18 protein-coding genes are annotated in these 18,525 nt (G+C 56.6%); 13 read left to right on the top strand and 5 right to left on the bottom strand.

Annotation, left to right across the window (positions count from 1 at the left end; all coding sequences use genetic code 11):
• Positions 1 to 19 precede the first annotated feature (19 nt).
• The 3 genes from trxA to PVA01S_RS16815 all read left to right on the top strand — a co-directional run bounded on the left by trxA (position 20) and on the right by PVA01S_RS16815 (position 2,519).
• Positions 20 to 334 carry a thioredoxin gene (trxA, locus tag PVA01S_RS16825; RefSeq protein WP_054798617.1) on the top strand — a complete coding sequence of 105 codons (315 nt, stop codon included), beginning with the start codon at positions 20 to 22 and terminating at the stop codon, positions 332 to 334.
• A gap of 195 nt (positions 335 to 529) precedes the next feature.
• Positions 530 to 1,300, top strand: coding sequence for a dioxygenase family protein (locus PVA01S_RS16820; RefSeq protein ID WP_054798616.1), 771 nt, complete (start codon positions 530 to 532; stop codon positions 1,298 to 1,300).
• Between the two features lie 88 nt (positions 1,301 to 1,388).
• The gene (locus PVA01S_RS16815) at positions 1,389 to 2,519 is read left to right on the top strand and encodes a DUF3048 domain-containing protein (protein WP_054800500.1); all 1,131 of its coding nucleotides are present in this window, start codon (positions 1,389 to 1,391) and stop codon (positions 2,517 to 2,519) included.
• Here the strand turns inward: PVA01S_RS16815 and PVA01S_RS16810 are convergent.
• Together PVA01S_RS16810 and PVA01S_RS16805 are read right to left on the bottom strand one after the other, a co-directional pair.
• A complete protein-coding gene (locus PVA01S_RS16810; RefSeq protein WP_127608570.1) occupies positions 2,513 to 3,796 on the bottom strand; it encodes a hypothetical protein in 1,284 nt (427 codons plus the stop codon). The two genes, PVA01S_RS16815 and PVA01S_RS16810, sit on opposite strands and share 7 nt — an antisense overlap.
• The gene (locus PVA01S_RS16805; protein WP_054798612.1) at positions 3,783 to 4,349 is read right to left on the bottom strand and encodes an RNA polymerase sigma factor; all 567 of its coding nucleotides are present in this window, start codon (positions 4,347 to 4,349) and stop codon (positions 3,783 to 3,785) included. Before PVA01S_RS16805 ends, PVA01S_RS16810 begins: the two co-directional genes overlap by 14 nt.
• 295 nt (positions 4,350 to 4,644) lie before the next feature.
• On the opposite strand from PVA01S_RS16805, the gene PVA01S_RS16800 reads away from it, so the two are divergent.
• Positions 4,645 to 5,289, top strand: a complete 645-nt coding sequence (locus PVA01S_RS16800) for a TetR/AcrR family transcriptional regulator (protein ID WP_127608569.1) — start codon at positions 4,645 to 4,647, stop codon at positions 5,287 to 5,289.
• The gene (locus PVA01S_RS16795) at positions 5,289 to 5,795 is read left to right on the top strand and encodes a DUF4188 domain-containing protein (RefSeq protein ID WP_127608568.1); all 507 of its coding nucleotides are present in this window, start codon (positions 5,289 to 5,291) and stop codon (positions 5,793 to 5,795) included. Before PVA01S_RS16800 ends, PVA01S_RS16795 begins: the two co-directional genes overlap by 1 nt.
• Before the next feature lie 154 nt (positions 5,796 to 5,949).
• Here the strand turns inward: PVA01S_RS16795 and PVA01S_RS16790 are convergent, their stop codons facing one another.
• Positions 5,950 to 6,357 (bottom strand): YflT domain-containing protein, encoded by a 408-nt coding sequence (locus PVA01S_RS16790; protein WP_127608567.1) that lies wholly within the window; start codon positions 6,355 to 6,357, stop codon positions 5,950 to 5,952.
• A 281-nt stretch (positions 6,358 to 6,638) separates the two neighbouring features.
• On the opposite strand from PVA01S_RS16790, the gene PVA01S_RS16785 reads away from it, so the two are divergent.
• From PVA01S_RS16785 to PVA01S_RS16760, 6 genes are all read left to right on the top strand, one after another.
• A complete protein-coding gene (locus PVA01S_RS16785; protein ID WP_127608566.1) occupies positions 6,639 to 7,793 on the top strand; it encodes a PP2C family protein-serine/threonine phosphatase in 1,155 nt (384 codons plus the stop codon).
• Positions 7,794 to 7,845: 52 nt separating this feature from the next.
• Positions 7,846 to 11,577 (top strand): response regulator, encoded by a 3,732-nt coding sequence (locus tag PVA01S_RS16780; protein ID WP_127608565.1) that lies wholly within the window; start codon positions 7,846 to 7,848, stop codon positions 11,575 to 11,577.
• 32 nt (positions 11,578 to 11,609) lie between these two features.
• A complete protein-coding gene (locus PVA01S_RS16775) occupies positions 11,610 to 12,494 on the top strand; it encodes a CheR family methyltransferase (protein ID WP_127608564.1) in 885 nt (294 codons plus the stop codon).
• A 10-nt stretch (positions 12,495 to 12,504) separates the two neighbouring features.
• Positions 12,505 to 13,698 (top strand): ATP-binding protein, encoded by a 1,194-nt coding sequence (locus PVA01S_RS16770; RefSeq protein WP_127608563.1) that lies wholly within the window; start codon positions 12,505 to 12,507, stop codon positions 13,696 to 13,698.
• 243 nt (positions 13,699 to 13,941) lie between these two features.
• Positions 13,942 to 15,150, top strand: a complete 1,209-nt coding sequence (locus tag PVA01S_RS16765) for a sugar phosphate nucleotidyltransferase (protein WP_230876300.1) — start codon at positions 13,942 to 13,944, stop codon at positions 15,148 to 15,150.
• A gap of 82 nt (positions 15,151 to 15,232) precedes the next feature.
• Entirely contained in the window at positions 15,233 to 15,871 is a 639-nt protein-coding gene (locus tag PVA01S_RS16760) for a hypothetical protein (RefSeq protein WP_127608562.1), read from the top strand.
• 147 nt (positions 15,872 to 16,018) lie between these two features.
• Here the strand turns inward: PVA01S_RS16760 and PVA01S_RS26710 are convergent, their stop codons facing one another.
• On the bottom strand, positions 16,019 to 16,177 hold the full coding sequence (locus tag PVA01S_RS26710; protein WP_164751864.1) for a hypothetical protein: 159 nt from the start codon (positions 16,175 to 16,177) through the stop codon (positions 16,019 to 16,021).
• A gap of 198 nt (positions 16,178 to 16,375) precedes the next feature.
• On the opposite strand from PVA01S_RS26710, the gene PVA01S_RS16755 reads away from it, so the two are divergent.
• Both PVA01S_RS16755 and PVA01S_RS16750 read left to right on the top strand, forming a co-directional pair.
• Positions 16,376 to 16,771: an STAS domain-containing protein gene (locus PVA01S_RS16755; RefSeq protein WP_127608588.1), complete on the top strand. Its 396-nt coding sequence runs from the start codon at positions 16,376 to 16,378 to the stop codon at positions 16,769 to 16,771.
• A 16-nt stretch (positions 16,772 to 16,787) separates the two neighbouring features.
• Positions 16,788 to 17,246 (top strand): ATP-binding protein, encoded by a 459-nt coding sequence (locus PVA01S_RS16750; protein ID WP_127608561.1) that lies wholly within the window; start codon positions 16,788 to 16,790, stop codon positions 17,244 to 17,246.
• 314 nt (positions 17,247 to 17,560) lie between these two features.
• On the opposite strand, the gene PVA01S_RS16745 is transcribed toward PVA01S_RS16750, so the two are convergent.
• On the bottom strand, positions 17,561 to 18,523 hold the full coding sequence (locus PVA01S_RS16745; RefSeq protein ID WP_127608560.1) for an ABC transporter permease: 963 nt from the start codon (positions 18,521 to 18,523) through the stop codon (positions 17,561 to 17,563).
• Positions 18,524 to 18,525: the final 2 nt, after the last annotated feature.

Here is an 18,525-nt window from a genome sequence, read left to right as displayed (position 1 = left end):
ATAAAAGGAGAGATAAACGATGGCGATTGTAAATGCGAAAGACAGCGATTTTGGCCAAACCGTAAAGGAAGGCGTCGTGCTCGTCGATTTCTGGGCCCCTTGGTGCGGACCGTGCAAAATGATTGCGCCGGTCTTGGAAGAACTGAACGGTAAGCTTGGCGATTCGGTGACGATCGCGAAGGTGAACGTGGACGACAACCCGGAAACGGCCGGGAAGTACGGCGTCATGAGCATTCCGACGCTGAAGCTGTTCAAGGACGGAGTTGAAGTCGGGACGCAAGTAGGTTTCCGCCCGCTGTCGGAGCTGGAAGCTTGGGTGCAAGGCCAGCTGTAAGAGTATCGAATGAACCGAAGAGACCGGCAAACATCGCATCGATGTTTGCCGGTCTCTTCGGCGTTTGGCCCGATTTGCGCGATGCAGCAGGAATTGGGAGCGGAAGAACGGAATATTGTAGGTAGATGATTTTGGGGGAGAAAGGACGCGCCTGCCGTGTCTGTGATCCCGATTCCGGAAAGGAGTTCAGCCTGTATGCTTCCTTCCTTGTTCGTTGCCCATGGGGCTCCGACGCTTGTAACCGATCGGCTCCGCTACACCGGGTTTCTCCAAACGCTGGGACAGAAGCTGCCCAAGCCGCGAGCTATCGTTCTGTTCAGTGCACATTGGGAAGCTGCGGTGCAGCAAATCGGCTCCGCCGTGCGTTATACAACGATCCATGATTTCTTCGGTTTCCCGGACGCCTTATATGAGATCGAATATAGGGCCCAAGGCGACATTGCGCTTGCGCTGCAAATTCGGGAACTGCTGGAGAAGGAAGGCGTGGCAGCCGAGCTTGACGACCGACGCGGGCTGGATCACGGAGCCTGGAGCGTCTTGAAGCTGATGTATCCGCAAGCGGACGTCCCCGTTGTATCGATGTCGGTTCATGCCGGTCTCGTGCCCGAGCAGCAGTACCGAATCGGCCGAGCGCTGGCCGCCTTGCGGAAGCAGGACGTGCTAATTATGGGCAGCGGCGGTACGGTTCATAATCTGAACCGGCTTGCTTGGGACAGCGGGGACGTCAGCGCGTGGGCGCTCGAATTCGACGAGTGGCTTGGGGAGCGGATCGAGACGTGGGACATCGATCGGTTGTTTCGTTATGACGCGGAGGCGCCGTTCGCGAAAGAGGCGGTGCCTCGGTCGGAGCATTTCGTGCCGCTGTTGATCGCCATGGGCGCGGCGCATGAAGGGAAGAAGGCGAAGCTGCTGCACCGCCAGTATCAATACGGTTCCTTGTCATTAAGCTGTTGGATGTTCGGTTAATGCTTGATTCATCCGCTTCTATTTGTGAAGTTGATAGAATATAGATTACTAGAAGCTACAAGAAGACAAGCGAACGAGGTGAGCCTTAATGGACAAAAGGTCAGCGGACCGGGAGAAGGCCTGGCAACGAAAGACGGGATGGAAGCGCAAAGGCGGCTTTGCGCTGCTTGCTTGCGCTATGGCGCTGTCGGCAGCGGGTTGCAATGCGGATGATGGCGCAACAACTGTACCGGAGGCGGCGGAGACGGCAAAGCCTGTCCTGAAGCAAGAGGAGCCTCCGGCTCCTGCACCGAAGGCTGCGTATCTGGCGCCGCTCACCGGCGTAGAGACCGCGGAGAAGAACGAATCCCGGCCGGTTATGGTAGTCATCAACAATGCGCCGCAGGCGCGTCCGCAGAGTGGGCTGCTGCAGGCTGATTTACTGTACGAGGTGCTCGCTGAAGGCGAAATCACCCGGTTGATCGCGCTGTTTCAGAGCAGCGCTTTCACGGGCGACATCGGACCTGTCCGCAGCATTCGTCCTTATTTCATCAGTATCGGTAAATCGTATGGCGCGATTCAAGTGCACGCGGGAGGCAGTCCGGACGGTTACGAGACGATCAGCCGCGAGAGAATCGAGAACCTGGACGAGATCACGAACGCGGGCCCATACTTCTGGAGGGAGAAATCCCGGAAAGCTCCGCACAACTTATATACGAATTTGACAAATATCCGCGACGGCGCCGGTAAACGGGGTCTCAAGGATCAAGGACCGACGGCGCCCGTTTATTCGTTCGCCAAGCCGGAAAGCGGCGCGGTTGAAACGATGGGCAGCGGGGCGAAGGAGGCGCGCAAAGTCGATGTGACGTTCCTGGTGAAGTCGTACCGGGTGTCCTACGAGTATGACGAAGCGGCGCGCAATTACAAGCGTTCGATTAACGGCAGCGCGCATAGCGATTTGAATAACGGAGAGACGTTAACGGCGACGAACGTCGTTGTCCTGGGCGCGGTGCATCGCATTCTCGATAATGAAGGCCGCCGCGACGTGAAACTAATGGGGCAGGGGACGGCCGTCTTGTTCCAACGCGGCATGGCTAAATCCGTGGAGTGGAAGCGGGAACGCGAAAACGACCCTATTCGCTTGTACGATCAGGGCCGTGAAGTTTCGCTGCTTCCTGGGCAAACGCATATGCTTATCGTGCCGAACACGCCGACGTTTGAGGAACACGTCGTTTATTGAGTAAGGAACGCGGAGACGTTCTTCTTCCACGGATCGATGTACGGGTCGGTCGCCCAATGCGCCATAATGACCGACTCCTGAGGTTTCAGCTCGACGGTCAGGAGCGGGTTCGGCAGCAGGACGCCCTTATAAGGATACACGATCAAATGGCGGTCCGCGACGACAAGGACGACATCGAGGTTCGGCGAAGAGTAGGCGTCGACGGCGGCCGGTTGAATGCGTTTGATTTCCCCCCACTCGGGAACTAACCGATCATGTGAAACGACTTCCGCCGGCAGCGACATCGGCACATCCTTCAGACGATAGGATTGGCTGTCGCCGCTCGCATCGTTCTCATAGGAAGCGACCTTCGCAATCCAGCGGCCTTGTTGACGAGCGATCGTCCAGCTCTCCCCCCAGGTGTCGGTTGACGCATGCTTCGGCTGAAATTCGCTCGGCATAAGCGGGAGGTATGGGTCCAGCTGCTGGAGCGCAGGCTCGACGGCCGTGCCGAAAATGTCCTTCAGCTTCACATGCGGCTGCTGTAACGGCGGCTCATCGGGGTTAGAGGCGCCCGCGAGTTGCGGCACGTCTTTCACCCATACAAACCGGGAACTCCGTAAATCGCCTTTCTTATCCCGGGTCATGACCTTCTGCTCCACGGCGATGTAACGGTTGCCGACGAATAGAAGCTTTTCCGTTAAGGCCGCGTTAGACAGGGCTGCGACCTGTTTGGCCGACTGGTCGGCTGATCTGGAGGAGGCGGCGAGCGCTGCGCTCCAGTAGACGTAAGCGCGGCCTTCCCCGTTTACGGTGCGCGCTTCTCTCAAGCGCCAGAAGTCCATTTTATACGGCATGAGGATGCCGGGGCCTTGGCTTATCACTTTCAAACGGCTGTCATCCGGCGCGATTAACAGCGTGCGGTATTCGCTCTTTTCTTCCGTCGGTTCGGCGGTTTTCGTATCGGTTCGCAGACCGACCAGGAGCGCCGTTCGGACGGTCGACTCGAAATCCGGCACGACCTGCGAGGCCGTAGCTGCCATAGGCGCTGAATCCAGCGTTGAGGCGGGAGGCATGAACCATCGGTCGCCTTCCACCGCAAGGAACAGCAAGGCTGCAGCGGCCGCAGCCCCTGCACCGGCGAGCCAGGGACGAATTCGGCGGACCGTCGGAGAGGAAGGGGCTTCCGCGGTCATGATGCGTTCTTCGATTCGTTTGCGCAAAGCATCCGTAAACCCGTCCTGGGCAAACGGGCCGTCGGACAACTCCTGTTTAAGTTCCTTGTCAATCGGATCCAATGCGACGACTCTCCTTCAACCTCGAAATTTTGTTCCGCGCATGAAACAGCCTCGATTTCACCGTTCCTTCGCTCACGCCGAGCAGCTCCGCAATCTCCTTCATCGATAACTGATGGTGGGCGAACAAGATCAATACCTCGCGGTATTTCACCGGAAGCTTCAACACCAAGTCCCACATTTCGTTTACCGTCAACTTGGACATCACCTCTTGCTCGGTTGAAGCCGTAGCCTGCTCTTCCCGGGCGGTGAACGCGTCGACAAGCGTCACTTTGCGGAGGAAAGCCGATTTGCGGTAGTCGAGGGTCATGTTGCGGGTGATGGCGAGCAGCCATGTCTTGACCGAAGATTCACAGCGAAACGAGTATAAATTCCGGTACACTTTCAGGAACACTTCTTGCGTAATATCATCAGCCTGATCCCACTTGCGTGTGATGCTGTAGGCATAATTCCATACATCCTTACCGTAAGCGGTCATCAGCTCCTGTAAGATCGCCTTCTTGTCGGAGCTGTCGGACAAATACTTCAAATATTCAAAATTCACATCCGATTCCAAAACAGACACCTCAAGTCTTTTGACGATCTTACCATGGCTAAAGTTCAATGAAATAGTCGGAACAGCAATTGAAGGGTGACATCGCCAGTGCTTCTCTTACCAGTTTACTTGGATCGTCCCTATTAATAAAGAGGTATTTAAAGTATCGGAGTGAAGAGACACGTGGTCAGGCAGCACCGGCGCTTTAACGGGCGTATAGCCTTGAGCCTGAAAATAGGTTGATCCCTTGACATTAAAATTAACTTAAGTTAATTTATTTATATAAGTTAACTTTAATGTGGAGGGGGGACAAACCATGAATACGCGGCAGATCTCTCTGCGTGAGCTTAAGAAAGCGCGGGCCAAGCTGGCGATCTACGAGGCGAGCTTAAGCTTGATCGGGGAACGGTCTTTTCGCGACATGACGGTCGAGGATGTTTGCCGGAAAGCGGAAGTGTCGAAGGTGACGTTCTTCAAGTTTTTTCGGCAAAAGGAAGATTTGTTGATTTATTTCATGAGGGTATGGCTTACCGAGCGGCTGATCGAGCTGGAGGAGAACGGTAAGAAGGGGTTCGACGCGATCCGTCATTTATTTCTCCACATTCAGCGGTCGAGTGCCGAGAGGCCGGGGTTGATGCTGGCTTTGATCGGGTTTTTGAGCGAGTTGAAAATGCATCCGTGCATGCCGGAATTGAGCGAAGCCGAGGTTCAGCTGCTGTTTCCGGGAAATCCGGAGCTGGGGGGACGGGAGCCCCGTATGGATGCACTGTTTGAGAGATCCGTCCGCGAGGCGGCGGAAGCCGGCGAATTGAGGCAGGGGGTAACGCCTCTTGAGGCTGCGAAGGTGCTGGTGACGATTTTCTACGGTGCCTATTTGTCGGCGCATATGTTTCAAGAGCGCGACCTGCTTGCTCATTACGAGCGGCATTTGTCGTTATTAGGCGAAGGAGGTCATTCGTAATGGCTGCTGTAGTGCCCGGTCGTTATACGGCCCAAATCGAAGGTTCGTTCGTGGTGTTCATTATCGGGGTTCGGGTGAATAAGCTGTGGGCGGTTCGCGATTGGCTACCGATTATTAAGGCGATGCCGCCGATGCTGAAGGAGCTGTACACGCATCCGGAGCTCGGCTTCCTGCACGCGGAATATTTCATAACGCTGCGGGGACCGATGATCGTGCAGTATTGGCGGTCGTTCGAGCAGCTGGAGCAGTATGCGCGGCAGGGCGCGCTTCATCTTGACGCCTGGCGCATGTTTAACCAAAAGGTCGCGGCCAGCCGCTCCGTCGGCATTTACCACGAGAGCTACCTCGTCCCGGAGGGCCGGTACGAATGCGTGTACCATCACATGCCTGTGATGGGGCTCGCGAAAGCGGGGCGGCACGTACCTGCAACGGGCCCCCGCGAGACGGCCGCGCGCCGCCTCGGCGGCGACAACGAACCGGCGGTGCCGTCTCCGCCGGTCGAATAGCCGCGCCGGCACCCGTGCGCGGCGGGCCTGCGGCTGCGCCCACGCCAGCGCGCAACAGCCCGAAGACGGACTCGCTTTCGAGTCCCGTCTTCGGGCTGTTCGCATGGCGCGGCGGAGCACCCGGCCGCCGCCGCTTACCGCGCTTCCGCGGCGATCAGTACACCCCGCCGATCGGCGGCACGTAAGCGTCCTCGGGACGCTTACGCCGGCGCTCGGCCTCCTCGCGCTCCTTGTTCTCGTCGTGCCAGACGAGAACAAGGACGCGGCCTTGATCCAGCTCGGCTTCATACCGCTCCGCTTCCCCGGCGGAGATGCCGAGCGACTCCATCTTTGACCGCAGCTGCTCTCCGCGCGATCGGAACAGGTTGGCGAAAGCGGTCGCCATGCCTTCCTCTATCAAACCGATCGTATTCGTATCGGTCAGCTTACTAAGCTCCTCAGTTCGTTCGCTATCGTGAGCCAGCACGTAAATTTCACTTAACGGATGGCCTTGTTCCCGGAATTCACGAATCGCTCGAATGGCTTGCTCCACATGGTCAACCAGCTTGATCATCGTTCTCATGGATGGTCCCTCCCGAAAATGTTTTTTTTGCTGCCAAGCGCCCGGACTTCCTTGTTCCATGCATGGATGGCTGTTGTGCAGCCGGCTGCTAACCGACCGGCTTGTCCCTTATTAACCTTTATTTTCCGCGTTGAATCAGCCTTTCTCTTGTTTCAATCGCCCCTTGACAAGGTTACATATACTTATAAAGTTCGCTATAATGGTAATTAAGGTATAATTCAGGGTATGTTTGGAAGCGGATTTGAACCGCTTGGCGATTAGAAATGAGGGGCGAATCAAGCATGAATATAGCCATTGTGGATGATAATCCGGTTAACATTATCGTCATTGAGAAAATTTTACAAAGCGCGGGTTATCACTCGTTCTGGAAAGCGTCGTCGGCGGTTGAATTGCTGGATCGATTAGCCGCCCACACGGAAGGGAAAATTCCCGTCGATTTGATTCTGATGGACATGATGATGCCGGAGGTCGACGGCATTGAGGCGTGCCGCCGCATTCAGCAGGACGACCGGTTGAAGGACATTCCGGTCATTATCGTTACGGCGCTCGGCGATTCAAATAAGCTGGCCGAGGCGCTGGAAGCAGGCGCCATCGATTACGTGATGAAGCCGGTCAACAAAATCGAGCTGATTGCCCGCATCCGCGTAGCGCTGCGGCTTAAATACGAGAAAGACTGGCATATCGAGAACGAAGCCAAAATCCGCAGCGAGCTGGACCTTGCCCGGCAAGTACAGAGCAGCGTGCTCAGCCCCCCTTTACAGAAAGAGCGGCTGTCCATCGGGGCGGTGTATTACCCTTCGTTCGAGCTGGCCGGCGACTTATACGCCTGGTACCGCATTGACGAACATCGCCACGGGGTCATCATTTTGGATATGATGGGGCATGGCATCTCGTCCTCGCTCGTGTGCATGTTCATTTCCTCCGTTATGCAGGATACGATTACACGGTTCGTGTCGCCGGAGTTCGTGGTGGCCGAGTTGAATCGGTATATGAACCAATTGAATCAGAAGAGCGCAGACGTGAGTTATTATTTTACGGCGATTTATTTATTGATCGATACGGAACGGCAGACGATCGAATATGTGAATGCGGGCCATCCGCCCGGGTTTTTATTCGAGGAAGGCAAACGTCCGATGGCGCTCGATCAAGGGAGCTGCGCCGTCGGTTTTTTCGATCAGATGGACATTACCAAAAGCACGTACGCTTATGAGCAGCCGATTCGCATTGTGCTGTATACGGACGGATTGCTTGAAGCGCTGCCGCTGCCGGACGATTATCCGGAAGAGGCGAGCGAAGCCGACCTGCTCATGGAGCGCATACAAGCCAGTATGGGAGAGGGCCGCAATGCCGAAGAGGTGATGCGGGAGGTACTGCCGGCGGATGTGCTGGAGTCGCGCAAAGACGATATTTGCATGGTGATGATCAGCGCATCATGAACGCAGGGGTCAACCGCTTACGACGATGAAGATGGGGAAAGGGTCATCAGGCATGAAAATTAAAACCAAGCTGTTTCTGGGATTCAGCATCCTGCTCGTGATTATGTTCACCTTGGCCGGTCTCGGAATCAGCCGACTGTCAAGCACCGACGAAAGCATCAAGGAAGTGTACAATAACCGCTATAAAAAACTGAAGATCAGCACGCAAATGCGCAATGAGGCGGCGGAGCTCTCCAAAGCGACCGTCAATCTGCTGCTCATCGACGACCCGTCCAGCGACAAGAAACACCTGGAGCAGATGCGCACGTTGAGCGGATCCCTTCGCAGCGGGATGGAGAAGGCGGATGCGATTTTTGACGAAAATCAGGAACGCGCCATCGTCGAGGATATGCTTAAATACGGAACCGCTTATTTGGACTACGTCAATCAAGTCATCATCTTGCACCAGCAGGGCAAGGAAGACGAAGCGAACAAGCTCCGGACCGCCAGCGGCCTTGAGCTGCAGGATATCTTTATCGAGTCGATGACGGGCATGAGCAAGTTTCAAGAAGAAGCCATGGATAAGGCCATTGAGACGGTGCATGCCGATAATCAGGAGTCGTTCAAATGGACGGGATCGCTCACCATTGTCGGGCTGCTGCTCGGCTTCGGGATTATGTATGCCATCGTGCGCAGCTTGACTCGAGGAATCGGCACGCTGACCGGGATGATCTCCAACTTTGCCGGTGTCCAATGGGGAGAGGCGACTTACCGGGTACCGGTCACTACGTCCGACGAATTCGGCCAAATTGGCCGCATGTTCAACCGCTTGGCTGACGATTTGGAGAAAGCGGCGGTGAACGAACGCGAGCTGAACCGAATGAACGAGGACCTGTTATGGCTGCAGACACAGGTCGGCAACATTTACTATTCGCTGCAGGAAAGCGGCAAGGTCGAGGAGCTGGCTGAAGGTTTTATTAGCCGGCTGGCGACTACCGTCGGGGCGCATGGCGGTGCCTTTTACATCGTGGAGCCGTCCTCCTCGGGGTACATGAAGGAGAAGAAGCTCGTGCTGTCCGGGGCCTATGCTCATGCTCAACCCGAAGCGGCAGCGGCAGTCGAATTGCCGCTTGGGCAAGGTCTTGTCGGGCAGGCGGCGAAGGACGGCAAAGCGATTCACATCCGCGAGTATGCCGGCGACTATGGGACGGTGCGCTCCGCGTTCGGGGCGATGGAGCCCATGGCCGTTACGGTGCAGCCTATAAAATACGAGGACAACGTGCTGGCCGTGTTTGAGCTTGTTTCGTTCAAACCGTACTCCGAATTAGAGCTCAAGCTGATGGAACAAGTCTCCGAAGTGATCGGTATGCTGTTGAACGCGCTGCAGGGCCGTTTGCGGAACGAGGAGCTGCTGCGCATCCATCAGGCGCTTACCGACGAGCTGCAAAGCCAATCGGAGGAGCTGATTTCCCAGCAGGATGAACTGAAGGCGTCGAACGAGAAGCTTGAAGAACAGACGAAAGCGCTGCAAGCGTCCGAAGAGCTGCTGCAGCGGCAGCAAGGGGAGCTTGAGCTGAGCAACGAGGCGCTGCAGCGCAAGACGGCAGAGCTGGAAGAGCAAATCCGCGAGACGGAGGATGTGAACTGGCAGATCGAGCTGGCGCGGGATTCGCTCGAACAGCAGGCGTTGGAGCTGGCGCTTGCTTCGAAATACAAGTCCGAGTTTCTCGCCAATATGTCGCACGAGCTGCGCACGCCGCTGAACAGTCTGCTTATCCTTTCCCAACTGCTGAAGGAAAATAAGGACCGGAACTTGTCGGGCAAGCAAGTGGAATATGCCGAGACCATCTACTCTTCCGGCTGCGATCTGCTGAAGCTGATCGATGATGTGCTCGATTTGGCGAAGGTAGAATCCGGGCGGATGGAGCTGCACCCGGAGCACGTGACGATTCACGACATCGTCGATTCCGTCGAGAAGGCGTTCCTTCCGCTCGCCCGTACGAAGGATTTGACCTTCGAGGTGAGGATGGAGGGCGAAATTCCCGACCGGATCGAGACGGACGCCGTCCGGCTGCAGCAAATTTTAAAAAACCTGCTGTCCAATGCATTCAAATTTACGCATCGCGGCGGGGTGACCTTGACCGTAAGGCCGGTGCAAACCTACGCCGCTCTTCCGGCATCGCCCGAGCAAACGAAAGCCTCGAGAACGCTGCTCGCGTTCGACGTGGAAGATACGGGTATCGGTATCTCGCCGGAGAAGCAGCATATGATCTTCGAAGCGTTCCAGCAAGCCGACGGCACAACAAGCCGCCAATACGGCGGCACCGGCCTCGGCCTGTCGATTAGCCGGCAACTGGCTTCGCTGCTGGGCGGCGCGATCGAGCTCGAAAGTGAAGAAGGGCGCGGCAGCCGCTTCACCCTGTATGTGCCGACAGACCCCGGCTGCCGGAGCAGCGCCGACGAGGTGGCGCCGGCGATAGCTGCAGCGGGGGATGCGGCGGGCGCGGGAGCGCTGCAAGCGTACACGGTCATGTCGACCGCCGTGGATAGCGGGCTGCGCACGTCCGTCGTAGCGGCCGGCGATTACGCGCCAAACGCGCTGACCGACGACCGGGAGAGGATCGCGGCGGGCGACCGGGTGCTGCTTATTATTGAGGACGACGCGCACTTTGCGTCGATTCTGCTCGACATGGCGCGCAGCCGCGGCTTTAAGGCGATCGTCGCGCTGCAAGGCGATACCGGTCTGCAGCTGGCGAAGAAGCATATCCCCGACGCGATTCTGCTCGATATTCAACTGCCGGTTATCGACGGCTGGGCGGTGCTTGTGCAGTTGAAGTGCGACGCGGCCACCCGCCACATACCGGTTCATGTCATCTCGGTCGTGGACGAAATTCACCAGGGGCTGTCCATGGGCGCGATCGCTTGGCTGCGGAAGCCGTCCGGCAAGGAAAAGCTGGAGCAAGCGTTCGCGTCGATCCAGACGTTCCTGAACCGGGATCTGCGCAGCCTGCTGATCGTCCAGTCGGACGAAGCGCGGCGCAGCGGATTGATCGAGCTCATCGCGCACGACGATGTGAACATCGCCACCGCCTCCGACGAAGCCGGTGCGCTGCAGCTGCTCTCGACGCATTCGTTCGATTGCATGGTTATCGACTACGGGCTGGCGGATTTGCCGCTGTACGATCTGCTCGACCGCATCAAGGCGGACGAAAGGCTGAGGCGCATTCCGATTATTCTGTACACCGGTCATACGCTCGACAAAAAAGAACAGATGCGGCTGAAAAAATACGCCGAGTCGATCATTATTAAAGACGTTAAATCGCCGGAGCGTTTGCTTGATGAGACGGCTCTGTTCCTGCACCGCGTCGAGGAGCGGCTGCCGGAAGAGAAGCAGCGGGTGCTCCAGAAGCTGCACAGCATCGAGGCGGTATTCGCCGGCAAGAAAGTGCTGATCGTCGACGACGACATTCGCAACGTGTTTGCCCTATCCAATTTGCTGGAAGGTCTTGAGATGCAGGTTGCGTTCGCGGAGACGGGCAAGCAGGCGCTCGCTCAGCTGGAGCGGGAGCCGGACTTCGATGTGGTGCTGATGGATGTCATGATGCCGGAAATGGACGGTTATGAAGCGATGCGCGCCATCCGCGCCGACGAACGGTTCGAGGGACTGCCGATTATCGCTTTAACGGCCAAAGCGATGAAGGACGATCGGGACAAATGTATGCAGGCGGGGGCCTCCGATTACATCACGAAGCCGGTTCATACGGAACAACTGCTCTCCTTAATAAGAGTCTGGTTGTGCAAATGAGCCGCTGGGATATAAGCAAGGAGCTGTAGGAAATGGCTTCATTAAGGCAAGTAAGCGACGATTATAGGAGAGAAAAGGAAGTAGGCGTCACGAAGGAAGAAGAGGAGCGGGAGCGCATTGAAATCACGCTGCTGCTGGAAGGACTGTTTCGGATGTACGGATACGACTTCCGGCATTACGCTTATCCTTCGCTGCGGCGTCGCATCCGGCACCGCATCGATGCGGAGAAGCTGTCGACCGTGTCGGCGCTGCAGGAGCGCGTGCTGCACGATCGCGGCTGCATGGAGCGGCTGCTGGCCGATCTGGTCATCCATGTCACGGAAATGTTCCGCGATCCGAGTCTGTTCTACGCCTTCCGCGAGCAGGTTGTACCGCTGCTGCGCAGCGTGCCCGCCATTCGGATCTGGCACGCGGGCTGCTCGACCGGGGAGGAAGTGTACTCGATGGCTATCCTGCTCTACGAGGAGGGCCTGTATGACCGGGTGCGCATTTATGCAACGGATATTAACGAGGAAGTTCTGCATACTGCCGAGAAGGCTTCATACCCGCTCAGGAAAATGCAGGATTACACGAAAAATTATATGCACGCCGGGGGCAAGGAGGCATTTTCCTACTACTATACGGCGGCGGGGGATCGGGCGACATTCCATCCGTTTTTGCGCGAGAAGATCGTATTTGCCCAGCATAATCTTGTGACTGATCGCTCGTTTAACGAGTTTCACGTTATTTGTTGCCGGAACGTACTGATTTATTTCGATGGATATTTGCAAAATCAGGTTCACGATCTGTTCTATGAAAGCTTGAGTACAGAGGGGATTTTGGTGCTGGGTCATAAGGAGTCGATCTCCTTCACCAAGCATGCAGACGGCTACGCAGTGCTTGACCATCAGGAAAAAATTTATCGTAAACAAAAATGAGGTGTGGTGGATGAACGAGGCGATCCGCATTCTGCTGGTCGATGACCAACCGGAAAACTTACTGGCGCTTGAAGCGGTGCTGGAAGACCATCATTACGATCTGGTAAAGGCGACGTCCGGGGAAGAAGCGCTGCGCTGTCTGCTGAAGCATGAATTCGCCGTGATCGTCCTCGACGTACAGATGCCGGGCATGGACGGTTTCGAAACGGCGCAATGGATCAAATCCCGGGAGAAGACGAGGACTGTACCGATCATCTTCATTACGGCGGCGCCGGAAGAGCAGGATCAGTCATTCACGGCCTATTCCGTCGGCGCGATCGACTATATCGTAAAGCCGTTCGTGCCGCGTACGCTGAAGTCGAAGATCGAAGGCTTCGTCAGCATGTATATGGCCCAGAAAAAGCTGCAGCAGCAAACGGAGCTGCTTAATGAGCGATCGCGTGAGCTGGAGCGGGCGAAAGAGGCGGCGGAGCAGGCGGCTTCGGCCAAATCGAATTTTCTCGCGATGATCAGCCATGAAATTCGAACGCCGCTCAATGGGGTGATCGCCATGGCCGATCTGCTGATGGAGACCGAACTGAACAGCGAACAGCGCGAATATACCGATACGATCCGGCGAAGCGGGGCTGCGCTTCTGTACATTATGAATGACATCCTGGACCTGACGAAAATCGAATCGGGTAAAATGGAGCTCAAGGAGCAGCCGCTTCACCTTCGCAATTGTTTAATCGAAACGTTCGAGATGTTCCATGCGGAGTGCCGGGCGAAATCGCTGGAAATGACGTGCGACATTGACCCGGAGACTCCGGAGTGTTTACTGGGCGACGAATCCCGGCTGCGTCAAGTGCTGATCAACCTGATCGGCAACGCCGTCAAATTCACGGATCGCGGCGGCGTTCATGTATCGGTGAGACCGCTCGAGCGTGAAGGCGAACAGCTGTCGCTCGAATTCCGCGTTACCGATACCGGCATCGGCATTCCCGAAGAGAAACGTGGGCTCTTGTTCCGGCCGTTCACGCAGGTCGACTCTTCGTTGACGCGCAAGTACGGCGGTACCGGTCTGGGTCTCGCCATCTGCCGCAATTTGGTGCAGCTGATGGGAGGGAAGATCGCCTATGTGGCGACTGAACAGCCGGGGGCGGAATTTATTTTTTCAGTGCGTATGAAACCTTATGAAGAACAAGATGATTTAAGATTGGCTTAATCATCGGACGGCCTTACAGGGAGGCAAACTCAAGCAGTCGGTTGGGTTTCCTCGGAGTAGGGCCGTTTTGCGTTTTGTCCAGGCAGAGGGGGAGGGAGCCGCATGCCAAGGGCAATGGAAGCTTTTTCACCATTTGTTTCATAGAAGCAGGTTTTTGGTTAAAAATAATTATAGAGAGCCATGATGTTCATGACGCCTAAGTCTCCAATTTGCACAGAAAGGTGAGAGGTGAGAGGTGACTTTATGAAATCCCAATCATGCGTTGCTATGCTGTTGGCCGGAGGAGAAGGACGCAGGCTGGGTGTACTGACTCGGGATAAAGCGAAGCCGGCAGTGCATTTTGGCGGAGGCTACCGAATGATAGACTTTGCGCTCAGCAATTGCACCAATTCCGGTCTACCGGTCGTCGGAGTGGTCACGCAGTATCAGGCGGCTTCTCTGCACCGGCATATCGGCTCCGGCGCACTCTGGTCGAATGCCGTTACGCTGCTGCCGTCGGCGGGCGGATCGTATACGGGCACGGCGGATGCGGTTTTCAAAAATATGGCGTTTCTAAAGTTTTATGACCCGGAGCATGTGCTTGTTCTCTCGGGTGATCATATTTATCGGATGGACTACCGCAAGCTGCTGGAGCGGCACCGCGAGACGGGAGCCGATGCGACGATTGCGGTAACGCCGGTCGCTTGGGAAGAAGCGCACCGCTTTGGCATCATGAAAGCGGACAAGGCAGGACGGATTACGGAATTTGCGGAGAAGCCGAGGGTGCCGACCAGCAACCTCGCTTCGATGGGGATTTACGTGTTCCGCTGGAGCTACTTGAAACACATACTCGAACGGGATGCCTGCAATCCGCTTTCGAGCCACGATTTTGGCAAAGACCTCATTCCGTCTATGCTCGCGAGGGGCGACCGCGTACAGACGTATGCGTTCGAAGGCTATTGGCGCGATGTCGGCACGGTGGAAAGTTTGTGGGAGGCGCATATGGACTTGCTTGGCGACCCGCCGAAATTCGACCTCGAGGATGGCGACTGGCCGATGCGTTCGCCTGGGCGGGCATCGGCGCAAACTCAGGCTGGTCTGTACGCGCGGCTGCGGCATGCGCTTGTCGCCGGCGAATCGGCCGTCTTCGGACAAATCGAGCGCTCGGTGTTATCGGCCGGCGTGTTCGTCGGACACGGCAGCGTGCTTCGCAATTGCGTGGTGATGCCGCGTGCCCGAATCGGCAGGGATGTGTTTATCCGCAATGCGATAATCGGGGAAGGCGCCGTCATCGAAGACGGAGCGACGGTTGGCAGCCGGTTCGGCGAACCGGTTACGGTCATCGGCGATGCGGAGACGGTAGGGAGGCCGGTCACGGTCATCGGCGATGCGGAGCCGATTGGGGAGCCGTTGGAATTTATTCCTAAAGCGTATGTCCCGATCAGGCAGTACCAATTCGAACGCATCCGTTAGCGCTCTGACAGCGGACAAGCAGTCGGCTCAGCCTAACGAATAATTGAAACCGGGCGGATTCAACCGGAGGAGGGGAATTGACGTGAAAAGCTGGAGCATAGGATGGGTCGTCGGCGCCGTTCTCATGGGCGTTACCGGGGCCTCATGGGGAACGGTATTACCCGACAAGTCGATATCGCCGCCGCCTTCCCGGTCGGCGATGGTGTTCGTGCAGGCGGAGGCAGCCTATGCATCTCCAGGCGTCGATTCCGCGGCCTTGAAGGCAGCAGCCGGTCCGGCCGGGAACGGTTCGACCGGAACGATGCCTCAAGCGGCCGCTGCTTCCCGGAACGGCACCTTCAAGTTGGAACGGGTGAACGGCTTGTCGGTTACCGACGACTTGAAGACGGTATACGAAATCAAAGGCGAGCCCAAGGCTGTCGAAACGGATCCTCTGTTTAAAGAGGAGCGGGTTCTTGTCTACGAGGATTGCAAGGTCGGGCTGCACAACAACTTCGTCCGTTTCATCGTCGTGTCCGCCGCGGAGGCGGAAACTGTCGACATTGACGGCAAGACGCTGCCCCTCGATGCGGCCAAGCTGCAGGACGCGCTCGGCAAGCCTGACTGGATCGCCGAGGACGGGGTTGTGTATCGAAGTCATTCGCGGGCGTTGAAACTGTTTATCGATGCGGAGACGGGCAAGCTGACCGCGGTCCATTATTTCCATCGAACGGCAGCTTGATGACGGCATAATCAAGACGTGAGCATCCGGTGGGAGTATCGGATGCTCGCGTTTTTGTTGCCTGTCAAGGAGAGCGACGAATCGTCAAGAAACACACGCGGATGAACCGTGTGCGTTTCTGCGCATTTGCCGTTAAGCCGGGAGTTATTAAAATTTCGGGAACACGTAACGAACGAGGAAGTACAGGAATCCGAAAAAAATCACGATGTAGGCCGCATATTTAATGAATGTGGATGCAACCCTACCGGAATCCATTTTTTTCTCCACATTTTTCTTTTCAATGTCGACGCTTTTGAATGGATCCATCTGATATCGCTCCTTTACTGCAAGTCGGTTATGCGGCGATTCGCCCTTAGCCATGATTACCCGGCCAAGCCGCTGTTGAATCGTGCAGCTTGATGCGGTGCCGGAGGGACGGAAGAGGGCCTATGGACTCGTGAAAAAAGGGCCAAAATCTGGTATGATAGGAACTATACATTTTGAATCGGAGTGAGCTTATTGAAGATGGATGCCAGCAAGTTTCAGGTTATCGTTCATACGATACCTGACGCCCATGTACTGCACTTGTCGGGCGAACTCGATCTGAGCACGGCGGAAATATTCCGAAGCGTTGCGCAACCTTTGGCTGCAGGCTCGGCTTTGCCGCTCAAGCTGAATTTGCGGGAGCTGACGTATATCGACAGCACAGGGATCGGTCTTATCGTCTCGTTGTTAAAAACAAGGCAATCGGCCGACGCCCGATTAGCCGTGCAGGAAGTGCCTGCTAAAATTCGCCGTCTGTTTGATACGACAGGATTGACCCGGTTTTTGCTCGTGGAGTCTGAACCGTCCGGCGGCTCTGCCGGCTCCTCCGCTTCTTCATCAACAGAGGACAGCTCATCTCAGCGGGATTTATCATGATGGAGGGTGAGTCGGCATGAGTGGAAATACCGGCACGGACAAAGAAGTCATTCTGACCGTCCCGTTCGATGCGGATGAGCTGGATACGGTACGACTAACGCTTTACGGCGTTGCCGTGCAGATGGGCTATACTTATGAAGAAATTGAAGATTTGAAAGTCGCGCTCACGGAAGCGTGCAACCATGCGCTGCTGCAGACGCCGGAGAAGCCGCCGGGCGCGGCGCTTCGGATCGTCTTCACCATGCGCCCGGCGGAGCTGGTCGTACGGTTGGAAGGGGCGGGCTGCCGGCTATCGTTTCGCGAAGCGGACGACTCGGCCGCAGAGCTGCCGCAATCTGCGTCTCTGGATGACCGGCAGTTTGAGAGCCCCCGGCTCGGCTTATATTTGATGCAGGCGCTCGTGGACGAGGTGAAGGTGGAGTCCGGGACGGGGGGCGCTTCCGATCGAATCGAGCTGTATAAACGGCATGGATAAGCTCTCTTGAGAGCTCGGGTGCACCGGTGGTGTGCCCTTTTACTCAAATGGACATGAATGGAGAACTAGCGGAACCTGGATACCTTATAGGCGGCATTGTGCCGCTCTTTCATCCTCGTGGAGGATGATAAGGCAGCTCGGTTCCGTTATTTGGCGTGGAGGGAACGGTGCGAGGCTGGCGGCTGGGGACCGGGGGCATGCGGGAGCAACTGTGAAAAGACGGAAGCCGGTGCGGATCGGGCGGCCCTGACTGCGCTGTGCGCGCAAAAAAATCGTCCTGCGTTTTGCGGCAGGACGATCTTCCAAGCGCTCATTTATCTTTTCCCCGGGTCGTACGGCTCGCCGAGAGCGGACGGGGGATAGGCGCGTCCGACCGCGCCGGCGAGCACGAGAATCGTCAGCACGTACGGCAGCATGTACAAAAACTCCATCGGGATGTTCTTGGCAAAGTCGAACAGCTGCACGAAGTTTTTGACTGCTTGCGCGAGACCGAAGAAGATGGTGGCCCCCAATACGCCGAGCGGATGCCATTTGCCGAAGATCAGTGCGGCCAGGGCGATGAAGCCTTGACCGGAAATCGTGTTGTGCGAGAAGTTGCTGGTCGTCGTCAAGGTGATGGTCGCGCCGCCGAGACCGGCCAGCAGGCCGCTGAGCAGCACGCCGATATACCGCATTTTGGCAACGCTGACGCCAAGCGTATCCGCCGCGCCGGGATGCTCGCCGACGGAGCGCAGGCGCAAGCCGAAAGGCGTTTTAAACAGCGTGTACCAGATGACAATCACGAGAATCAGCGCAATGTAGGTGGTCGGGTAGGCATTGAACAGCGCGGGGCCGATCACCGGAATGGACGCCAGCCCCGGAATGGCGACTTTGTGGAAGACGGCATTTAACGTTTCCGTCTGCCCGGCCCCTTCGAACAGCACTTTGACCAAGTAAATCGTCATGCCTGCCGACAAAAAGTTAATGACGACGCCGCTGACCACCTGATTCGCCTTGAACGTAATCGAAGCGACCGCATGGATCGCGGAGACGAGCATGGCGAACAAGGCGGCCGCAAGCAGGCCGATCCAAGGCGCCGCGCCGATCATCCCTGCCTGTTCGGCATAGTACACACTTACGGCGGAGGCGAACGCCCCGCATACCATAAGACCTTCCAGCCCGATGTTGACGACCCCCGATCGCTCGGAGAAAATGCCGCCGAGTGCGGTGAAGATTAAGGCTGTCGAGAAAACGAGAGTCGTCTGGAGCAATTCGCCGATTATTCGCAACGTATCCATGA

The organism is Paenibacillus validus NBRC 15382 (assembly GCF_004000985.1).
GTDB lineage: Bacteria > Bacillota > Bacilli > Paenibacillales > NBRC-103111 > Paenibacillus_G > Paenibacillus_G validus.
The sequence above is the reverse complement of the archived record's forward strand: the minus strand, read 5'-3'. Positions and strand labels throughout refer to the sequence as shown.